Here is an 18,320-nt window from a genome sequence, read left to right as displayed (position 1 = left end):
AGCATGAGAATCGCTTTTATTACAATATTATTAACGCTGATTTATCTCAGTGGGTGGGGACAAACAGCTACCATCAGGGGGAAGGTGTACTCCATAGAAAACGGCGGCGTAGGCTACGCGGGCCTAAAGTTGACCCAAAGCAATAAAACCATCATTACCGATCATAACGGATTTTTTGTTTTAAAAAACGTACCCTTTGGGCAAGACGAACTTATTGTTTCATCGGTTGAGATAGAAACCCAAAGGATAAAAGTGAATGTCAATAAGTCACAGATTGACGTATCCATCGTTGTCAAACCCAAAAACGTTGATTTGAATGAAGTCCTAGTGATTCAGAAATCGGAGAAAAAGGAGATTGAGACCAAGGGATTTGCCGTCAACGTCATCGAAACCAAGGAGGTAGCACAACGAAATTTACAAACCAATGAGTTGCTAGACCGAACAGTAGGCATTAGAGTGCGTCAAAATGGCGGGTTGGGTTCGGCCGTGAATTATAACCTAAACGGGATGTCGGGCAACTCAGTTCGGGTTTTTATTGATGGTATTTCAATTTCGACCTACGGTGAGTCTTTTAGCCTAAATAGCATTCCGCCTGCGCTTATTGAGCGAATCGAAGTGTACAAGGGCGTTATCCCTGCCCATTTGGCCGATGATGCCCTGGGGGGAGCCATCAATGTAATCCTCAAAAAAGGGTCAATGAATAACCTAACGGCATCCGTTTCGTATGGTTCATTCAATACTTTTCAAACCAATTTCAACGGTACTTACCGTGACGAAAAAACGGGGTTTACGGTTAGGGCGTCGGCGTTTCACAACTATTCAGACAATGATTACGAGGTGTGGGGCAAATTCGTCAGAAATATTCTTCCGAATGGCCGCTATGAGTACGTTAGGGCCCGAAGATTTGACGACGCTTACCGCTCGACGGGTGGGCAGATGCAGGTAGGTTTTACGAATGTGAAGTGGGCGGACCAGTTTCTGATTGGTTATAATGGCTCTAATGATTATAAAGAAATCCAGCATGGCACGTATATGTCTATTCCTTACAAGGGACGCACCAGTGAGTCGCAGTCCAATGTATTCAGCCTAAATTATGTCAAGAAAAATTTCCTTGTCAAAGGACTGGAATTCAACGTGAACGGAATGCACAGCAAACGTGGTCAGGTGGTGGTTGATACCGTAAAATGGAATTATAATTGGTACGGACAAATAAGCGTGGGCCTTAATGGCGACCCAATTTTGAGGCCAACTGGCGCTCAGCAGGCTGCCCCAACCATCAATCACATTAACAGAAATGTGAGCACATTCAGAGCGGGTTTTAATTACGACTTTACTCAAAATCATCGTTTTGTGGTGAATCACATCTATTATGCCATTGACCGAAGGGAACAGGATTTTATGCGTTCTGAAATCGAACGGGAGTTTATCGGGACCCGTAATCTGGAAAAAAACATCACGTCGGTGGCTTATGAGTTACAGGCTTTCAATGCAAAGTTTAAAAACAATCTCTTTTATAAGTACTATCAGCAGGGAATCGACCGCATGGATCCTGTGCTGCGAACGGTGGATGGACAAAGTACACGCGCAGAAAATCGAACAAACAGCCATAAAACAGCCAAAGGATACGGGATGGCCCTATCGTATGCCATTACGCCCCAGTATACTATTTTGGCATCAGCCGAAAAAGCGGTGCGTTTGCCTTCTGAAAATGAGGTATTTGGAAGCCCAGGAGAAAATATCGTAGAAAACTTTGGCATTCGTCCCGAGGTGAGCAATAATCTAAACGTTGGGCTGAATGCAGGCACTTTCTACGCGGGAAAACACAAATATTCGTTCACCGTTTCGGGCTTTATTCGTGACACGCGCGACAAAATAACCCAAAGAATCAACCCAAGGGTTAACGATGCCCTGCAAACCAATCCTTATGAAAATATAGGAAAAAACAAATCCATCGGTTTTGAGTCAGATTTTCGCTATACGTTTGATAATAAGCTGATTGTGGGGGTAAATATGTCAAAATTTAACTCAGTTTTCAATGTTCAATTCGACGAGAATGGTCGAGAATATCCTTACTACAACAAGCAGCTTCCCAACGAACCGTACTGGACCGCCAACAGCAATGTTCAGTATACGCTTAAAAATGTGTTTTTGAAGAATTCCGCCCTGAATCTTTACTACAGTTTTCATTTTGTTGAGCGGTTTTATACTTCGTGGCTCGAAATTGAAGACTTCCGAACCCCGCGCCAGTACATTCAGGACATTGGCTTGAGCTACGCTTTTCCCAACAATAAGTTAGTCATTACCGCCGATGCCAAAAACCTCTTTGACCGGCAGGCTTACGACAACTTTGCCGTTCAGAAGCCTGGGCGAGCTTTTTATCTGAAAATCAACTATTTAATCAATAATTTTTAATAATCAATCCATATCAAATGAAAACACAGTTAACAAATTTTTTACGCTACACCACAGTTATTACGGCATTTACCTTGACGAGTTGTGATAAATCGGATTCAGCCGATGATGTTGACCCCGTTACCAACCAAAGTCGATGGATAACGGTGGCGGGTGCATTGATGGGAACCACCGCAGGCGACGGAAACGGCGGAACGGTTGTGTATTCAGTAAGTAAAGAAGATGCAAGAAACCCGAATGTGTCAATAAGCGTTTATGATAAAGGGTTTCCTGTAAAATCTACTAGAACGGCTCGTTTACAATCATCGGAAGACGGAAATACACTTTTTAATATTGCTTATTCGGGAGATAATGGAGGAGAATTTGCCCGCTATAAAGTAAGCGGAGCAGGAAGTTTTGTACAGGAAGACGTGACAGTAAATATTTCTCAATATGCTACCACCACGCCCCGTTGGTCAAAACTGATGGATGGAGATAAAACGGGGGTTGCATTAAATATTGCAAGCATTGCCGCCAACAACGCTACCGATAAAACCAAGCCGTTTCAATATTATCGAGGTACAGCTACTGTGCTTTCACTTGACCTTCAAAAAGTGTTGATCAATGGTTATAAACAATATCAAGTACCTTTGTCTGCTGAAGAAGAATTAAACGGTCACTGTTTTTTTCGTTTCGATGCTCCGCTACTCAACAAAGCACAAAACAAACTCATTCTCGGTACATGGATGCGTAAGTACAACCCTGCCACTGGTCTTACCGAAAGTACTTTCGACCGCTTAGGAACTAAATCAGTCGTAGTGGATTATCCATCACTCGAAAATCCGAAAGTCATCACTTCAACCGTAAGTTTTGGCGATAACAGTGGCTACCGTAGTCCCAATGCTTTTGTGGCCGAAGATGGCAATATCTACCAAGCTACTCAGCGTGACAGCAAAGGTTCACACATCCTTAAAATTAATACCAACAACGAGTATGATAACTCGTACATCTTTAGTTTAGATGCCGCGCTGGGCGTTAAAAATGCATACGTTGACAGTTGGAAATATGCGGGCGACGGTATCGCTTATGCGCTTTATACCCACGATGGCACCGAGCAAGGCTACATCGCTCGTTTGGACTTGAACGCTAAGACCGCTACAAAAGTAAATATTGAATACGATGCTGATCTAAATTTTGGACAATACCAGGGTATTTTGGTGAGCGGAGATGAAGTTTTTGTGGCCGTAACACCCGTAGGCAAAGACGGAAATATCTACATCTTTAACAAAAAAACAGGGGCGGTGACGAAAGGCGCAAAACTGGTCAACAAAGCTGGCAATCACTACATCGGTATTTTCTGATTTGTGTAATTAAAAGTAGAGAAGACGGTCTTGTATTTATTTGGAATAATTACAAATAGATACTACATTTGTCGGCTACTGAGTCTAAATGAAATGCTTTTTTAGCGTTTAATTCATAACTAAATATACCCAATGAAAAGTCTCTTTTTGTTAGTTTCCACCCTGTTCTTGCTCGCAGTGACCGTCCCTTCAAGGGCCAATAATCCGCTTTTTGCCGACGAAAGTCGTGCCTACGCTTTGCCTACGCTCGCCAAAAATAATAAAGGCGAAGCGGTGCTTTACTGGACTGAGAAAGACGATAAAAACGTGGTTTATCTTTACTTTTCGGTGTCAAAAGACGGTGGAAAAACATTTTCAGACAAGAAGCTGATTTTTGCCGATGCTGGTTTGGGCAATGGCCGATTGGCGCGTCCGAAATTGTTGTTTAAAAAAGATGGAACGATGGCGGCAGTTTTTTCTTTCCGTTCGGGAGGAACAACGCCGCCTAGAGAGCAAAAACCCGCTCCTACGGCGCACGAAGGCAGCCACGCAAATCATGATAAACCCACAACGGCTCCTGCGAGCGGCGGTCGACCCAAGAGAGAGTCGCAAATTAGATACACCGTTTCAAAAGATGGAGGAAACACTTGGACGGCGCCAGTTTCGGTCGACAGTGACCCAACGCCTTTGGTGAGAGGTTTTTTTGACGCCGTGGTATTGCCAAATGACGAAATTGCGGTGGCTTACCTGAAAGATGTAAAAAACAGCACCAAACACGAAGAAAGAGATTTGCGGATGGTGATTACAAAAAATGGCGTTTTTCAGGAAGAAAAACTCATCGACCCCGTGGTATGCGATTGTTGCAATATCAGCCTATTGGTTGATTCAAAAGGGATTTTGAACGTTTATTACCGTGACAACAACAACGATATTCGGGACATTGCCAAAATGACTTCGGCTGATAACGGCGCTACTTTTTCAAAATCACAAATTCTTTTCAACGACCAATGGCAACTGAAAGGGTGCCCGCACAGCGGAGCGACTTCCAGTGTTTTTGGCGAAAGTGCGCTGATTTCTTGGTTTTCGGGAACCGCCACCAATTCTTCGGGTTTGCGCGTGGTGACCAACGAAGGGAAGCGTCTGTTTGTTTTGGATAACCCAACGGCCAAAAACTCCTACCTCGTGACCGCACCCAATGCTTCGGTGGTGGTATGGGAACAAGTCAAGGAAAAAAGTGAGGAAGGAGTTACGTTGATTGGACTTCGGAAAATTAGCCCCAACAATGTTTCTGAAACACGTTGGGTTGAAAACTCCGAAAACGGAACCAATGCCAGTGTTTTGGTGACCGATAATCAGGCCATTGTGGCTTATGAGGTGAAGCAGGCCAACAAAATGAATACGATTAAAGTTAGTACCGTTCGCCTTTAGGATTTCTTCAACCAGCCCAGTGAATTGGTGTTTTTGCCAGTTCACTGGGTTTTTTGTATTTCAACTTTTAGGTACTTAGCGTATATGGGTAAGAGTTTGGTCAAAAAATATCCCTAGGATGATAGTTGACTAAAGCGCTATGTGGTTGTTGTTTTGTGAGTAAGCAGGAAAAAAATATATGTTGAAACATAGTAAAGCCAATGGTTATCAAATAATTAGCAATTAATAGGAGTAAAATAGACGATTGTGGCTAATTTGGAAGGAGGTAAAGAAAAATTAAAAAAAATATTGATATAATTATACTTTTTGGGTTGTTTTTTCTTAATTTTGTTTAAACTCAAACCCCAAAATAATGACCGCAATAAACGAGTTTATCGATTCTGAAAAGGTACATCAGCTTGTATTAGAACGGTTTGAAGTAAAGCCTTCGAATCAACCTGGTATGGTGTCGGGAGAGCTGCACCAAACAATTGGTATGAATCCAGAATTAATGGAAGTTATTCAGGATTTGTATGCAAATTCAGACGGTTTTCCCTTTGAAAAGATGCAGAAGTTTTCACTTGAGGAAATTTTGACTTATTTACAGGCAACGCACAGGTATTATCTTACGAAAAAGCTACCTGAAATTGAACAATCGTTGGTGGATATTTTCAGTAAGTACAGTGAGAGTTATCAATTATTGGCAAGTTTGGCTTACTTTTTTAATAATTATAAAGCAAAATTGATTGACCATATTCGCTTTGAAGAAAAGGATTTATTCCCGTACATTCAACTATTAATCAAGGCCTCCAAGGGGGTACAAAACACCCTGAAATTGGCCTCAAACCCCGACTTCAGTATTTGTGGTTTTATGGAAGCTCATGCCTGCATTGAAGATGAACTGGAACAAGTAAGTACATTGATCAAGCGCTATTCGGGCAATCAGGCGCTGCCGTTGCCGTATAAGATTTTTCTCAATCAGGTGGAGCTTTTTGAGATGGAACTGCGCAAACACGCCATCATTGAAGACCACGTTCTGGTGCCAATGGCGTTGGAATTAGAGCGAAATTTGAATTGATTTTTGATACCAAGGGACAAAGGGTGCTATCAAACTTTTCATTGGCAAAGCCTAAAACTTTGCCAATGAAAGTAATCATTACGAGTAAGATTCCTGTTCTACCAAACTACGTATTCTGCCAGCTGCCTCCACCATATTTTTGAGGGCGGCTTCGGTTTCGGACCATTTACGGGTTTTTAGGCCGCAGTCGGGATTAACCCAAAGGTTTGCTGCAGGCAATACCGTCAATGCTTTTTTCAATAATCCAATCATTTCTTCCACCGTAGGCACGCGGGGGCTGTGAATGTCGTACACGCCAGGTCCGATTTCGTTGGGATAATTAAAACCAGCAAAGTCGTCCAAAAGCTCCATCTGCGAGCGGGATGTTTCAATCGTGATCACGTCGGCATCCATGGCCGCAATATTTTCAATAATATCACTGAACTCCGAATAACACATGTGCGTGTGAATCTGGGTTTCGTCTCGCACCACCGATGCCGATAAACGAAACGCCTCTACAGCGTGGTCGAGGTAGGCTTTGCGGTCACTTTTACGCAGTGGTAATCCCTCTCGGATGGCGGCTTCGTCGATTTGAATGATTTTGATGCCCGCTTTTTCCAAATCAGTTACTTCGTCCCGAATGGCCAGCGCAAGCTGCATCATGGTGTCGCTGCGGGGTTGGTCATCGCGAACAAATGACCACTGTAATATCGTAATTGGGCCCGTCAGCATACCTTTCATGTATTTTTGGGTAAGTGACTGCGCGTATACCGTCCAACGAACCGTCATGGGTCGGGGACGCTCTATGTCGCCGTAAAGAATGGGCGGTTTTACGCAGCGTGAGCCGTAGCTCTGTACCCAGCCGTTTTGTGTAAAAACATAGCCTTCGAGTTGTTCTCCGAAATATTCTACCATATCGTTGCGTTCAAACTCCCCGTGAACCAGAACGTCCAATCCGAGTTCTTCCTGCCACATTACCGCTTTTTGAATGTGTTCTTCAATGGCTGTGTCGTATTGTTTGGGTGTCAGTTCCCCTTTTTTGTAATTAGCTCGGAGTTGACGCACATCTTCTGTTTGCGGAAAAGACCCGATGGTAGTTGTGGGAAAAAGCGGAAGATTCAGTAGGAATTTTTGCTTGCTTTGTCGTACTTCAAAAGGGCTTTTGCGCTGGGTATCCTTCTCTTTAAGCTCCGCTACTCGTTTTTTGACGTGTTGTTTGTGAATCAACGGCGAAGTTCTACGGCTCATGAGGGCGGCTTGGTTTTCTGTCAATACATTCACGTTGTTATTTACTGAAATGTCGTATAAATCAGTTATTTCGTCCAATTTTTGTTTGGCAAAGGCCAGCCAGTTTTTGATTTCGTGGGGCAGGTCTTTTTCCAATGCTAAGTCTGCTGGACAATGCAGTAACGAACATGAAGGTGCAATCATGACCCGGTCTGACCCCAATTTTGCTACGGCTTTTTGGATGAACTGCAACGACTTAGCATAGTCATTTTTCCAGACATTCCGCCCGTCGATGATGCCCAGCGACAGCGACATGGGCTCTTTCAGGGCAACCAATAGGTCGTCAAATTGACTCGGAAAACGAACCAAATCAACGTGTAACGCACAGACAGATAGGTGAGAAGCGGTCAGTATATTGTCGCGTAAGCCGTCAAAATAAGTAGTCAACAGCGTTTTTAGGGTTGGAAATTGGGCCCGAATGGTTCCGTAGGCCAACCGCAACGCATCTTTTTCTTTGTATGTTAAATCCAGCGCCAGACAAGGCTCGTCAAATTGAACCCACTCGGCCCCAGCGGCGTGGAGCCGTTCGAGTATTTGTGAATAAATGGGGAGCAGTTTGGGGAGCAGGTCTAACCGATGAAACCCTTCCTCTTTTTCTTTGCCTAACAACAGATACGAAACGGGCCCTAGCAAAACGGGCTTGGTCAAAATACCCAATTGCAAGGCTTCCTCAAATTCATTGAAAATCTTGTCAGATGCGAGACGAAAGGATTGATTTTTGGTGAATTCTGGGACGATGTAGTGATAATTGGTATCAAACCATTTGGTCATTTCCATGGCTTTGATGTCGAGCCCATCTTTTTGGTAGCCGCGTGCCATGGCAAAATACATGTCGAGGGCGTTGTTTTGGGGATGGGCCGATAAAACGGCCTGATAGCGCTCGGGCACGGCGTCGAGGGTAAGGCTCAGATCTAACACATGGTCGTACAACGAAAAATCGTTGGAAGGAATCAAGTCGATGCCCGCCGCCCGTTGCAGCTCCCAATGCTGACGGCGCAGCGACGCGCCCACTTCGAGCAATTCCTGTTGAGAGATTTTGCCTGTCCAGTAGGATTCACAGGCTTTTTTGAGCTCGCGATGGCTACCAATCCGGGGGTAGCCAAGGTTGTTTTTTAGCATTTCGTAAAAGGAGTTGAGTGAAACAATAAATTTTGGGTAACTTATTGTCCTTCCTTTTTGCTTGACTACTGCTTTAGATCGTGAAAGCATCGGTCAATACGTTTGGAGGCAAGTGTCTCGGCTCGCAGTGCTCTAGGGTGCTGCTTACGGTTGCACGTCAGCTCGTGATTTACACACGATTCCTTTTTAATTCTGATGCTTTAAAAAGTAAGTCAGAAACCTCAAAACGGCAATTGTATGAAAGAACTTTGGCAAAAATAGAAGAAGAAAATGTATGTAGATATAAAAACTGTTAATATAAATTAATATAGATAAAAAATCTATATTAGTGTTGAATTGTAATTTAAAAGTAGTTTATTTTTTCATAAAATGACAATATTTATCTTTTGAGAATTTGAAAAAAAGCCCCACTTTACAAGGGTAAAAAAATAGGTGGCTGAATAGCGTGGGGGTAAGAGTAGAATAATTGGGCGTTTTGGTTTTGGAATGTATCTTTCATTTACTACCTCGCCGACGTTCTCTAAGTCATGAAAATATCGAAGAAAAACTGGTTTAGACTTGTTTGGTTTAGCCTTGTTGGCACGTTTACACTTTGGAACTGGCTTTCGTATCAAACCCGAAACTTGCCTGCAAACACGCTTACTTCAACTGCGCAGACAACCGTTACTGTAACCAAACAGCTTATTTCATTTAGCCCCATGACAAAGAGAAAAACGGTCTTGTTGTTTTTCCCGGGCGCTTTGGTGGAGCCTTCAGCGTACGCACCCATTGCGCGCCATGCCGCCGATGCGGGCTTTGAGAGCCACATCATTAAAATGCCCTGGCGTATGGCAACGCGGGGATATCAACAAATCAAAACTTTGTTTTCGTTGACTGATACCACCAAGCGCTATGTGTTGGCGGGGCATTCTCAGGGGGGCAAAATGGCGGCCCAATTTGCGTACGAAAATAAAAACGTACTCGCGGGATTAATCTTGATGGGAACCTCGCATCCGCGCGACATTGACCTTTCTTCGTTTATATTGCCAGTCGTAAAACTCTACGCCACAAATGACGGTTTGGCGAGTCTGCCCGAAGTTTTTGAAAATAAAGGGAAATTGCCTTCCAACACACAATGGGTTGGAATCAAGGGCGGAAACCACGCTCAATTTGGTTACTACGGTTCACAATTGGGCGACGACAACGCCACAATTACGCGAGAAGTACAGCAATCTATTATTAATCAAACGGTTATTGGTTTTTTGAAAATCATTGAAAATAAGTAGCTCTTTGCGTTTGAGAAGAAGATTTCTTTGCTTATTGTTTGTAATTAATCTAAATAAAGGTAAATTTGTGGCATAGATGCACCCGCTATTCTTATTTATAGATTATGCACACTTCACACCTTCGAGCAGCTACGTTGCGACTGGACCAGTTTCTTGAGTTGAAAGGCTTTCGTCGTACGCAAGAACGGTATACGATATTGGAAGAAATATATTCGCACCACGACCATCATCATTTTGACGCTAACCAATTGCGTGAAATACTGCTGGAAAAGGGCTTTCACCTTAGTATGGCCACCGTTTACAACACGCTTGAGCTATTTGCGGAAGCGGGCCTGATAAAAAAACATCAATTTGGCAACTCACCCGCATCGCATTATGAACGCACGCTCGGCAGTCGGCAGCACGACCACGTGGTTTGTTTGGACTGTCACTGCGTGAAAGAATTTTGTGACCCGCGCATGGGTTCCATCGAAAATACCGTGGGCGACTGGTTTCAAACGCAAGTTTTACAACATTCGCTGGTATTTTACGGGCATTGCACCGATGAACTCTGTCCCCATAAAGCAGGAAAAAATGTCAATTAAGGGTTTTATTTACCCATCCATTTTTTAAAATCACTCACTTTTTCCCGACTGACAATGGCCTCTTTCTCGAAAGTCGGGTGTAAATTTAAGGACAATCGATTGCCAAAATAAGGCTGAATCTGTTCGACGGCTTGGTGCGTAACAATCACGCTACGGCTTATCCGAAAGAATTGGTACGGGTCGAGGTTTTCCGCCAATTCGTCGAGGGTATATTCAACCAGAAATTTTTGATTGTTGTGCGTTTTGAAGAAACTAAAACGTTCATCGGTAAAGAAATACGCAATTTCTGAGGTTTCGATAGACAACAATCGTTGGCCTTGTCGTACCAAGAATCGTTTCCGAAACTCAACAGGCTGCTGTTGCAACTGCAATTCTTTGATTAATTTTTCTATGCTAAACGGCACGCCCTCTGCCTGTTGATTTCCGCGCAAATCGCGCAATTTTTTCAGGCTTCTTTGTAAATCTTCCTTTTGAATCGGTTTGAGCAGATAATCAATGCTGTTGACCTTAAAGGCTTGCAAGGCGTACTCATCATAAGAGGTAGTGAAAATAACAGTGCTTTGCACATCGACCTGTTCAAAAATTTCAAAACTTTGTCCGTCGGCCAATTCGATGTCCATAAAAATCAGGTCGGGGGCGGGGTGGTTTTCGAGCCAATCGACCGATTCTTCAATACTGGCCGTAATGCCCACCACGGTGAGCGATGCGTCTGCCTCGGCAATTAATTTTTGCAGTTTTTTTACGGCCAATTCTTCGTCTTCAACGATTAATACGTTCATGTTTCGTCGCAACAATTAGGGGTAATACAACGGTGAAAAACCCATCATGGTCAGTAATAACGGGTTTTGATTGGGTTAATAATTGATATTTGGCCATGATGTTTGATAGGCCGATTTGATTGGATGCTACGCGGGTATTTTTGCGTTGGAGGTTATTTCTAACTTGCAAGAAATGACCGTCCAGTCCCGTTATTTCCAAATGTAAAGGGCGACTTGCCACAATGACATTGTGCTTTACCGCATTTTCGACCAGTATTTGTAAGGTTAATGGTGGAATTTGGTAAGAATAAAAAGCCGCTGGAATATTAACTTCCAAATGAATACCGTTTCGGTAGCGGGTTTTGAGCAGGTGAAAATAAGATTCAATGAATTTGAGCTCATGGGCCAAAGTGGTCAGATCTCCCTGCGAATTTGTTTGCAGTAAATAGCGGTATACTTTGGCCATTTCGTCCACAAAAATCTCGGCCTGTGCGGGCTCATCGGCAATCAATGACGAAAGCGAATTTAGGCTGTTGAAAAGAAAGTGTGGATTAACCTGACTTTTGAGGCTATCAAATCGACTTTGTAGGTTTTCTTGTTGCAATTTCTCTTTTTCAAGTGCGTTTTCCCGCCATTTATGAATAGAGTACACCGTTTCGTCGATTCCTACCGAAAGGAGGTTTGCGCCGATATTCAAGATGAAAATTTGTATGGTAATGCGGGGATTGTGATGATAGCCAAACAGATGAAAATAATCGTACAAGAAAATACCCCCCAAAATGAATATTGGAGTGATAATCATAAAGGTAAAGAGCAACCACCCTGCCCGTTTTTTGGTCTGGTTGAGGTCGGGATATCGTTGAATGATTTGCTGCGTAAAATAGTCGAGGGTAATGAGGCATGTTGCCGCTATGCTAAGATTAAGGCTGGTAGCTGCAATGAAAACAAAGGGTTTGTTGAGATAGTCGGGGCCAACCATCCAAAAGGTAAGTAATGGAATAAACCACGAAAACAACAGCAAAAAATGCAGTTTGGTCTGTTGTCGTATGCGAAAACCAGGCAGGGGAATATGCTTCAATGATAATTTCATCTATCTTCGCTGACGGTCAAATTGGGCAACAAGGGGAGGAGTACCGTAAAAGTTGTGCCGTTGTCAAACATGGAAACGGGCTCTGCCGTCAAGAAGGTATATTTACCAACTAGATTGGTTAATTCAGCTTGCGGGTCTGCAATGCTGACCATTCGTTTTTGAATCGTGTGCTGAATCATTAATTGGCCTTCGTCGGTGCTTCGAATGAGTATATTCAGTGGTTTTTTGGACGAAATCGTATTGTTTTTCATGGCATTTTCAAGTAGCATTTGCAGGGTAAGTGGCGGCAAATAACCCGATTTTTCGGTATTGTCGACGTCAATTGTGACTGAAATGCCATTTCCGTAGCGTATTTTGAGCAAAAAGACGTACGAATTGATAAAGTTGATTTCTTTTTCGAGTGTGGTGAGTGGATTTTGGTGGGTTTGGAGCAAATACCTGTAGACCTTAGCAAGTTCATCCACAAACTTTTCGGCCTGTTTTACGTCTTCCTGAATCAAGGATGAAAGAGAGGTAAGGCTGTTGAATAAAAAATGCGGATTTACCTGCCCCTTCAGGGTGTCGTAGCGTCTTTGGAGTGCTTCATTTTTGAGGGTCTCCTTTTCTACCTGTTCTTGTTGCCACATGGATAAAGCGTAGAAATAACCGTGGGTGAGGCAAAGCAAAAAATCAAAACATAACCCCAACAGAATGAACGCTTTGGCTGTCATGATGGAAAATGTAACGCCAAATATGTCAATTTCACTAATGACCCACAACGAGCATACTACGGCCGTAGAAGAAACCGTCCCAGTCAGTAAAAGCATTAACAATACCCGAAAAAGGGTTTGACGAAGAAGCGGAAAAGTACGAATGGCCAGCCGAACCGACAAGGTCAATAAAACGGCGCAAGGCATGTACAGCATCACGACCAACGCTGAGCCAAGGCTAAGCAGCAATGGGTCGGATAGATAATTTGGACCAATAATCAGGTAATTGGTCAACGGAACCAACATCAATAAGACCAACCCGTGAAAACCCCATTCAAGCGGACTCACTCCCGACCACCATCCCTGATAAGTAAGCGCTAAGCGGCCGTCTATTTTTGAAGAAGTGTTGATAGGCGACGAGTTTGGGCGCACGGTTTGGAGTGTTTTTTTTCGACAAGACTCCGAGTAAAACAAATTCAGGGCAACGCAAATAAAAACGTCAAACACGGCTCCCAATATCCAAATAGGTTTTACTTTGGCCCAACTGAAGGGGATAGAAAGACGCGGAATTAGGCTATACACCCATACATCAAAAATGGCCAATAATCCAGTCAGCACTCCTACTACAGCCATCATAATAAGGATGCGCCTAAGAATAAACTGTTCGGGAACAATGGCGCGCACTTTTCGAATGGCAATGGTCAGCAACACAATAGAGAACCAATAAAGCCCGCAAATCACGACTGTACCCGCGATAAAAGCATCCCGAGAACGGAAATAATCCATTCCGATGAAGAAATAGTTGCCGATGGTAAACAGCAACGGCATCATCAGCAGATGATAGCGCCACTCAGCAGGTGAAAAAAAGCGGGGTCGAAACACGTTTAGGTTAAATTACATGATGTTGCCATAATGCATTGCGGGATGAAGATAAGGGGCAATTTTCTAAACAAGGAAATCATCGGCCTTTATTTCGAGATTTTTATGAATGAATTGAGAAAAACACCGCTTGAATTGTGAGAGGGCCTAAGCCAATGATTCTATTCGCTCTGAGGATGTCGGGAATTCAAACCCCCAAGAAATTGTAGTAGGTAAAGTAGTAAGTTGTACTTTTACGGCAAGAATCATTTTCCTTTCAAACTATCTATGTCAACACTCAATAAACCCGTGCGCGTTCTGGTGGTAGGATGCGGAAACATGGGAGCCTCCCACGCAACGGCGTATCATAATGCCGAAGGTTTCGAAATCTGCGGAATCGTTTCAACCGGAAAAAGCAAGGAAGTCCTGAATGAAAAACTGGGCGGCGGCTATTCGCTTTTCTCAGATTATGCCGAAGCCCTGAAGGCTACAACCCCTGACGCGGTTTGTATCTCGACCTATCCCGACACCCACGAGGCGTTTGCGGTAATGGCCTTCGAGCACGGCTGTCACGTATTTATCGAAAAACCCGTTGCCGATACGGTCGAAGGCGCAAAACGCGTAGTAGCGGCGGCCGTGAAGGCCAATAAAAAACTGGTGGTGGGTTATATTTTACGGCACCATCCGTCGTGGGAAAAATTTGTGGAACTGGCGCAAGAACTTGGTAAGCCCTTGGTCATGCGTATGAACCTCAACCAGCAAAGCCACGGCTACATGTGGGATGTACACCGCAATTTGATGAAAAGCCTGAGTCCGATTGTGGACTGCGGTGTTCATTACATCGACGTGATGTGCCAGATGACTCGTTCAAAACCCGTTTGGGTATCGGCCATTGGCGCCCGATTGACCGAAGAAATTCCCGCTGGAAATTATAATTACGGACAGTTGCAAATCCGTTTTGAGGATGGTTCTGTGGGCTGGTACGAAGCAGGATGGGGCCCGATGATGAGCGAAACCGCCTTCTTCGTCAAAGATGTCGTTGGTCCCAAAGGCTGTGTTTCTATCGTGGCCAAAGAAGCGGGTGGCAGCGGTAAATCTGACAATGTAGATGCGCATACCAAGACTGAATCGTTGCGTTTTCATCACGCCGAGTTGAACGAAAATAACCAGTTTGTCAAAGAAGATGAGTGGATAAACCTGACCGACGAGCCAGACCACCAGGAACTTTGCAACCGCGAACAAAGCTTTTTCTTAAAAGCCATTGTGGAAGACGTTGACCTGACTGATCACATGAACGACGCTGTCAACAGCCTTCAAATTGCGTTTGCCTGCGACGAATCTGTGCGTACGGGTGAAGTGGTAAGATTGTAATTTTTAAAAGTGAGTTTTGAGGAGTGCACTCAACTGAGCGCACTCCTTTTTTATTCTCCCATCCACGCCCTAAACTCAGGTGCTTTGTAACGGCTGATAATTAATTCATCTTCGGTGAGGGGTTTAAGCGTGATTTTGAGGCGACCGTTGAGATGAACCTGAATTTTGTCGATGGATTGCCGCGCCACCAAATACTGCCGAGTCGCCCTGAAAAATGCCTTAGGATTGACCATCGTTTCCAATTCTTCGAGCGGATATTCAATCAAATAAGAACGTTTATCGCGGGTTTTAACAAACGTAAGTCCTTCTTTACTTTCAAAATAAGCAATGTCTTCCGCCCGGAGCGGTAACAATTTGGTCCCTTGTTTGAGCAAAAAACGGTCGCGGTAATTGGGCCTGACCTGCTTCTGCGAGGTGAGCATTGCTTTTAATTCGTCCAAATTTAGGGTGTTTTCGAGTGCCCCAAACGTTTTTCGTAAGTGTTGAAATTTCCGAAGACTTTGTCGGAGCATATCTTCTTCGATGGGTTTGAGCAAATAATCAATGCTATTTACTCTAAAGGCCTGAATGGCAAATTCGTCGTAGGCTGTCGTAAAAATGACGGGACATTTAAGCTGAATTTGATTGAATATCTCAAAACTTTGTCCGTCGGCCAACTCAATGTCCATGAGTGCCAAATCAGGCGCAGGGTGCGTACGAAACCATTCTACGCTGCTATCGACACTCTCCAACATCGCCACTACTTCAATGTTGGCGTCAATTTCCGTGACCATGACTTTGAGGTGTTCGGCGGCCAATTCTTCATCTTCGATAATGACGACTTTCATTATTCTTGGGGTTTAATGAGCGGAATTCTGACGATATAATTTTCGGTATCCTCGTACAAATCAATGGGCGGAAGTTGCAATAATTCGTATTTGGCACTGATACTGACAAGGCCTTTTTTGGTGGTTGGCAGCGAGTCATTGTTTTTGCGTTGTAAATTATTCGAGACCTGAATATAAGCCTCTTCGACGCTTTCGATTTTGATGGTCAATGGATTTTGGCTTGACACCTTGTTGTGTTTGACCGCATTCTCAACCAAAAGCTGCAACGTCATGGGCGGAAGCTGGTAATTGTGCCATTGCGGATTGACTTTCACTTCCAGATGCAGCCCCTTGCTAAACCGGGTTTTGAGCAGACTAAAATAGGCGTGCATAAAATCAAGTTCTTTTTGGAGCGAAATGAGCGTCTGCTCGTTGCTTTGTAACAAATACCGATATACTTGCGACAAATCGGTAATAAACTTCATGGCCGTTTGGGTCTGTTGGGTTTTGACCAACGCCTGAAGGGCATTGAGGCTATTGAATAAAAAATGGGGTTTGACTTGATTTTTCAGGGAGTCCAACTGCATTTCCAAATTGGCACGGGCCAGTTCTTCCTTCTGCCGATTGACGATGTTCCATTGCTGAAAAAAATAATGGCTTTCGTAGAGGGAATAAATGATGGTAAAGTTGAAAAAACTCAGCCCAGTCATAAACAAAACGTCGATGTCGGCGTCGGTGAGTGCGGTGTCCTTATAAACCCAATACTTGAGGGCAATGACCCGACAGCCCACCGCGACCACGGTTCCCGGAAACATCAGCGCAATGAGCGTTAAAATTCGTTTGCGGGTGTTGGGGATACCCTGAAAACGTCTCCGTACACGAAAGACCAAAAAACGCACCAAAATCCAAGTAAAATAGACCGAAAGTAGCCCGAAAATCAGAAACTTAAACGAAGGCACGACCCCGTTGAACATGTTTAGATTAAAGAAAATCGTCGAAATTGTCCAGAGAGCTAAAGGGCCAAGTAAGAGTAATTTTCGGTCGTCGGGGCTATCCATGAGGGATTTGGTGAGTTTAAAGTCGAGACTAATTCAGTTTTGAAACAAACCGACAAAGGTCAATTTTTGCGTCCGTAGTACGGAATAAATATTGCCCAAAAATCTGCCGACCCGCATTGATGGAAATGAACAAATAAGTATCGGTAGCGGGCACATATATCAATTGAGTTGTGGCCCCAATATTGTCGCCTTCGTGTCCGTATGTGGGTACTCCTTTGTTGTATTCAAAGTATTCTAACCCCAAACCATAGTCTGGCACGGTCGATTCTTTCCCTTTTATCCACATTCGCATTTCGTTCAACGATGTTTTACTAACCACTTTTCCGGCGTTTAATGCTTCCAGAAATCGGATGGCATCGGTGCCGTTGGCGGCAATACCGCCGTAGCCTTCAATCGACTTGCCTATGGCGTTGTTCCATTGGGTGATATTTTCTAATTGTCCGTTATTGTAGCGTTCAAAATAATAATTGGGAAAGCCCAACGAACGAATTTGTTGATCCGTAAGGCCATAATACGTTTTGTTCAACGCCAACGGTTGCAAAATTTCTTCCTTTAGAAATTGTCCGTAAGGTTTTCCCGACCGTTTTTCGATAATCAGTTGCAATAATAAATAGTTGGTGTTAGAATACAAATAATCCGTACCCGGCTCAAAACGAGGTTTTTTGTGGTAGGCCGTTTTCAGTTGTTCCAACAGGGGTTGTTGGTCAAAGGGGTTGTTAAATTGTCGTAGTTGAAACTCGGGCAACGAGGTGAAATTGGGAAAACCGGAGCTGTGATTGAGCAGCATTCGCACCGTAATTTTGTCACTGTTGATGAGGTTTTGGGTGATGTCAGCGGGTAAATAGGTTGTAATGGGGTCGTCCAAAGCCACCAAGCCCCGTTCTTTTAGTTTCATGGTGAGCGCGGCGGTGTAGGTTTTTGTCAGGCTATACAACCAAGCCACCATGTTGTCTTGCATGGGTGTTTTATCTTCAATTCGGGCGTAGCCGCCGTTGACAACGTACCAACCCGCAGGGCTTTTGACCATGACCTGAATACCTGGAACTCCCTTGGCTACGTGACGGTTTACGATGGCCGTCAGTGAATCTTTCATGGGATGCGCGGCATTGACGGCAATGGTGCCGGGGATGTTTGCCACCATGTCGTCATAGAGGTTTTTCTGACAGGCGGTTGTGGTAATTACGAGGAAAACAAATCCGATTAGGTAGTTTTTCATGTCTGTATGAATTTATAAAAATAC

The 18,320-nt window shown here is 43.9% G+C and carries 14 protein-coding genes and 1 riboswitch; of the genes, 7 read left to right on the top strand and 7 right to left on the bottom strand.

The genetic code is table 11. The features are described from left to right. The first annotated feature begins 3 nt into the window (after positions 1-3). From DR864_RS04300 to DR864_RS04285, 4 genes are all read left to right on the top strand, one after another. Complete coding sequence (locus DR864_RS04300; RefSeq protein ID WP_114065795.1) at positions 4-2,412, top strand: TonB-dependent receptor; 2,409 nt, start codon at positions 4-6, stop codon at positions 2,410-2,412. A gap of 17 nt (positions 2,413-2,429) precedes the next feature. Further along, entirely contained in the window at positions 2,430-3,752 is a 1,323-nt protein-coding gene (locus DR864_RS04295) for a DUF4374 domain-containing protein (RefSeq protein WP_114065794.1), read from the top strand. A 132-nt stretch (positions 3,753-3,884) separates the two neighbouring features. Next, the gene (locus DR864_RS04290; RefSeq protein WP_114065793.1) at positions 3,885-5,159 is read left to right on the top strand and encodes a sialidase family protein; all 1,275 of its coding nucleotides are present in this window, start codon (positions 3,885-3,887) and stop codon (positions 5,157-5,159) included. A gap of 352 nt (positions 5,160-5,511) precedes the next feature. After that, a complete protein-coding gene (locus tag DR864_RS04285) occupies positions 5,512-6,216 on the top strand; it encodes a hemerythrin domain-containing protein (protein WP_114065792.1) in 705 nt (234 codons plus the stop codon). Positions 6,217-6,294: 78 nt separating this feature from the next. Here DR864_RS04285 and metE read toward each other — a convergent pair whose 3' ends face one another. After that, positions 6,295-8,601 (bottom strand): 5-methyltetrahydropteroyltriglutamate--homocysteine S-methyltransferase, encoded by a 2,307-nt coding sequence (metE, locus tag DR864_RS04280; protein ID WP_114065791.1) that lies wholly within the window; start codon positions 8,599-8,601, stop codon positions 6,295-6,297. A 90-nt stretch (positions 8,602-8,691) separates the two neighbouring features. Continuing rightward, a riboswitch (cobalamin riboswitch) is annotated at positions 8,692-8,840 on the bottom strand. Between the two features lie 459 nt (positions 8,841-9,299). Between metE and DR864_RS04275 the strand changes: the two genes are divergently transcribed. Both DR864_RS04275 and DR864_RS04270 read left to right on the top strand, forming a co-directional pair. Further along, positions 9,300-9,866 carry an alpha/beta hydrolase gene (locus DR864_RS04275; RefSeq protein ID WP_229599515.1) on the top strand — a complete coding sequence of 189 codons (567 nt, stop codon included), beginning with the start codon at positions 9,300-9,302 and terminating at the stop codon, positions 9,864-9,866. Between the two features lie 104 nt (positions 9,867-9,970). Continuing rightward, positions 9,971-10,450: a Fur family transcriptional regulator gene (locus tag DR864_RS04270; RefSeq protein WP_114065789.1), complete on the top strand. Its 480-nt coding sequence runs from the start codon at positions 9,971-9,973 to the stop codon at positions 10,448-10,450. A gap of 5 nt (positions 10,451-10,455) precedes the next feature. Here the strand turns inward: DR864_RS04270 and DR864_RS04265 are convergent, their stop codons facing one another. Genes DR864_RS04265 through DR864_RS04255 form a run of 3 tightly spaced genes read right to left on the bottom strand, consistent with a single transcriptional unit; the run spans position 10,456 to position 13,869 of the window. Further along, a complete protein-coding gene (locus DR864_RS04265; protein ID WP_114065788.1) occupies positions 10,456-11,229 on the bottom strand; it encodes a LytR/AlgR family response regulator transcription factor in 774 nt (257 codons plus the stop codon). After that, the gene (locus tag DR864_RS04260) at positions 11,210-12,298 is read right to left on the bottom strand and encodes a sensor histidine kinase (RefSeq protein ID WP_114065787.1); all 1,089 of its coding nucleotides are present in this window, start codon (positions 12,296-12,298) and stop codon (positions 11,210-11,212) included. The genes DR864_RS04265 and DR864_RS04260 overlap by 20 nt, the downstream gene beginning before the upstream one ends. Next, on the bottom strand, positions 12,295-13,869 hold the full coding sequence (locus tag DR864_RS04255) for a sensor histidine kinase (RefSeq protein ID WP_162793547.1): 1,575 nt from the start codon (positions 13,867-13,869) through the stop codon (positions 12,295-12,297). Before DR864_RS04255 ends, DR864_RS04260 begins: the two co-directional genes overlap by 4 nt. A gap of 264 nt (positions 13,870-14,133) precedes the next feature. Between DR864_RS04255 and DR864_RS04250 the strand changes: the two genes are divergently transcribed. Further along, positions 14,134-15,216, top strand: coding sequence for a Gfo/Idh/MocA family protein (locus tag DR864_RS04250; RefSeq protein WP_114065785.1), 1,083 nt, complete (start codon positions 14,134-14,136; stop codon positions 15,214-15,216). A gap of 50 nt (positions 15,217-15,266) precedes the next feature. Here the strand turns inward: DR864_RS04250 and DR864_RS04245 are convergent, their stop codons facing one another. Genes DR864_RS04245 through DR864_RS04235 form a run of 3 tightly spaced genes read right to left on the bottom strand, consistent with a single transcriptional unit; the run spans position 15,267 to position 18,296 of the window. Continuing rightward, on the bottom strand, positions 15,267-16,043 hold the full coding sequence (locus tag DR864_RS04245; RefSeq protein WP_114065784.1) for a LytR/AlgR family response regulator transcription factor: 777 nt from the start codon (positions 16,041-16,043) through the stop codon (positions 15,267-15,269). Next, entirely contained in the window at positions 16,043-17,080 is a 1,038-nt protein-coding gene (locus DR864_RS04240; RefSeq protein WP_114065783.1) for a sensor histidine kinase, read from the bottom strand. The genes DR864_RS04245 and DR864_RS04240 overlap by 1 nt, the downstream gene beginning before the upstream one ends. 28 nt (positions 17,081-17,108) lie before the next feature. Further along, positions 17,109-18,296 (bottom strand): serine hydrolase domain-containing protein, encoded by a 1,188-nt coding sequence (locus DR864_RS04235; protein WP_114065782.1) that lies wholly within the window; start codon positions 18,294-18,296, stop codon positions 17,109-17,111. Positions 18,297-18,320: the final 24 nt, after the last annotated feature.

Origin of the sequence: Runella rosea (genome assembly GCF_003325355.1) — a bacterium.
Lineage (GTDB): Bacteria > Bacteroidota > Bacteroidia > Cytophagales > Spirosomataceae > Runella > Runella rosea.
Note: the sequence above shows the minus strand (reverse complement) of the source record. Positions and strands in the feature narration are given on the sequence as shown.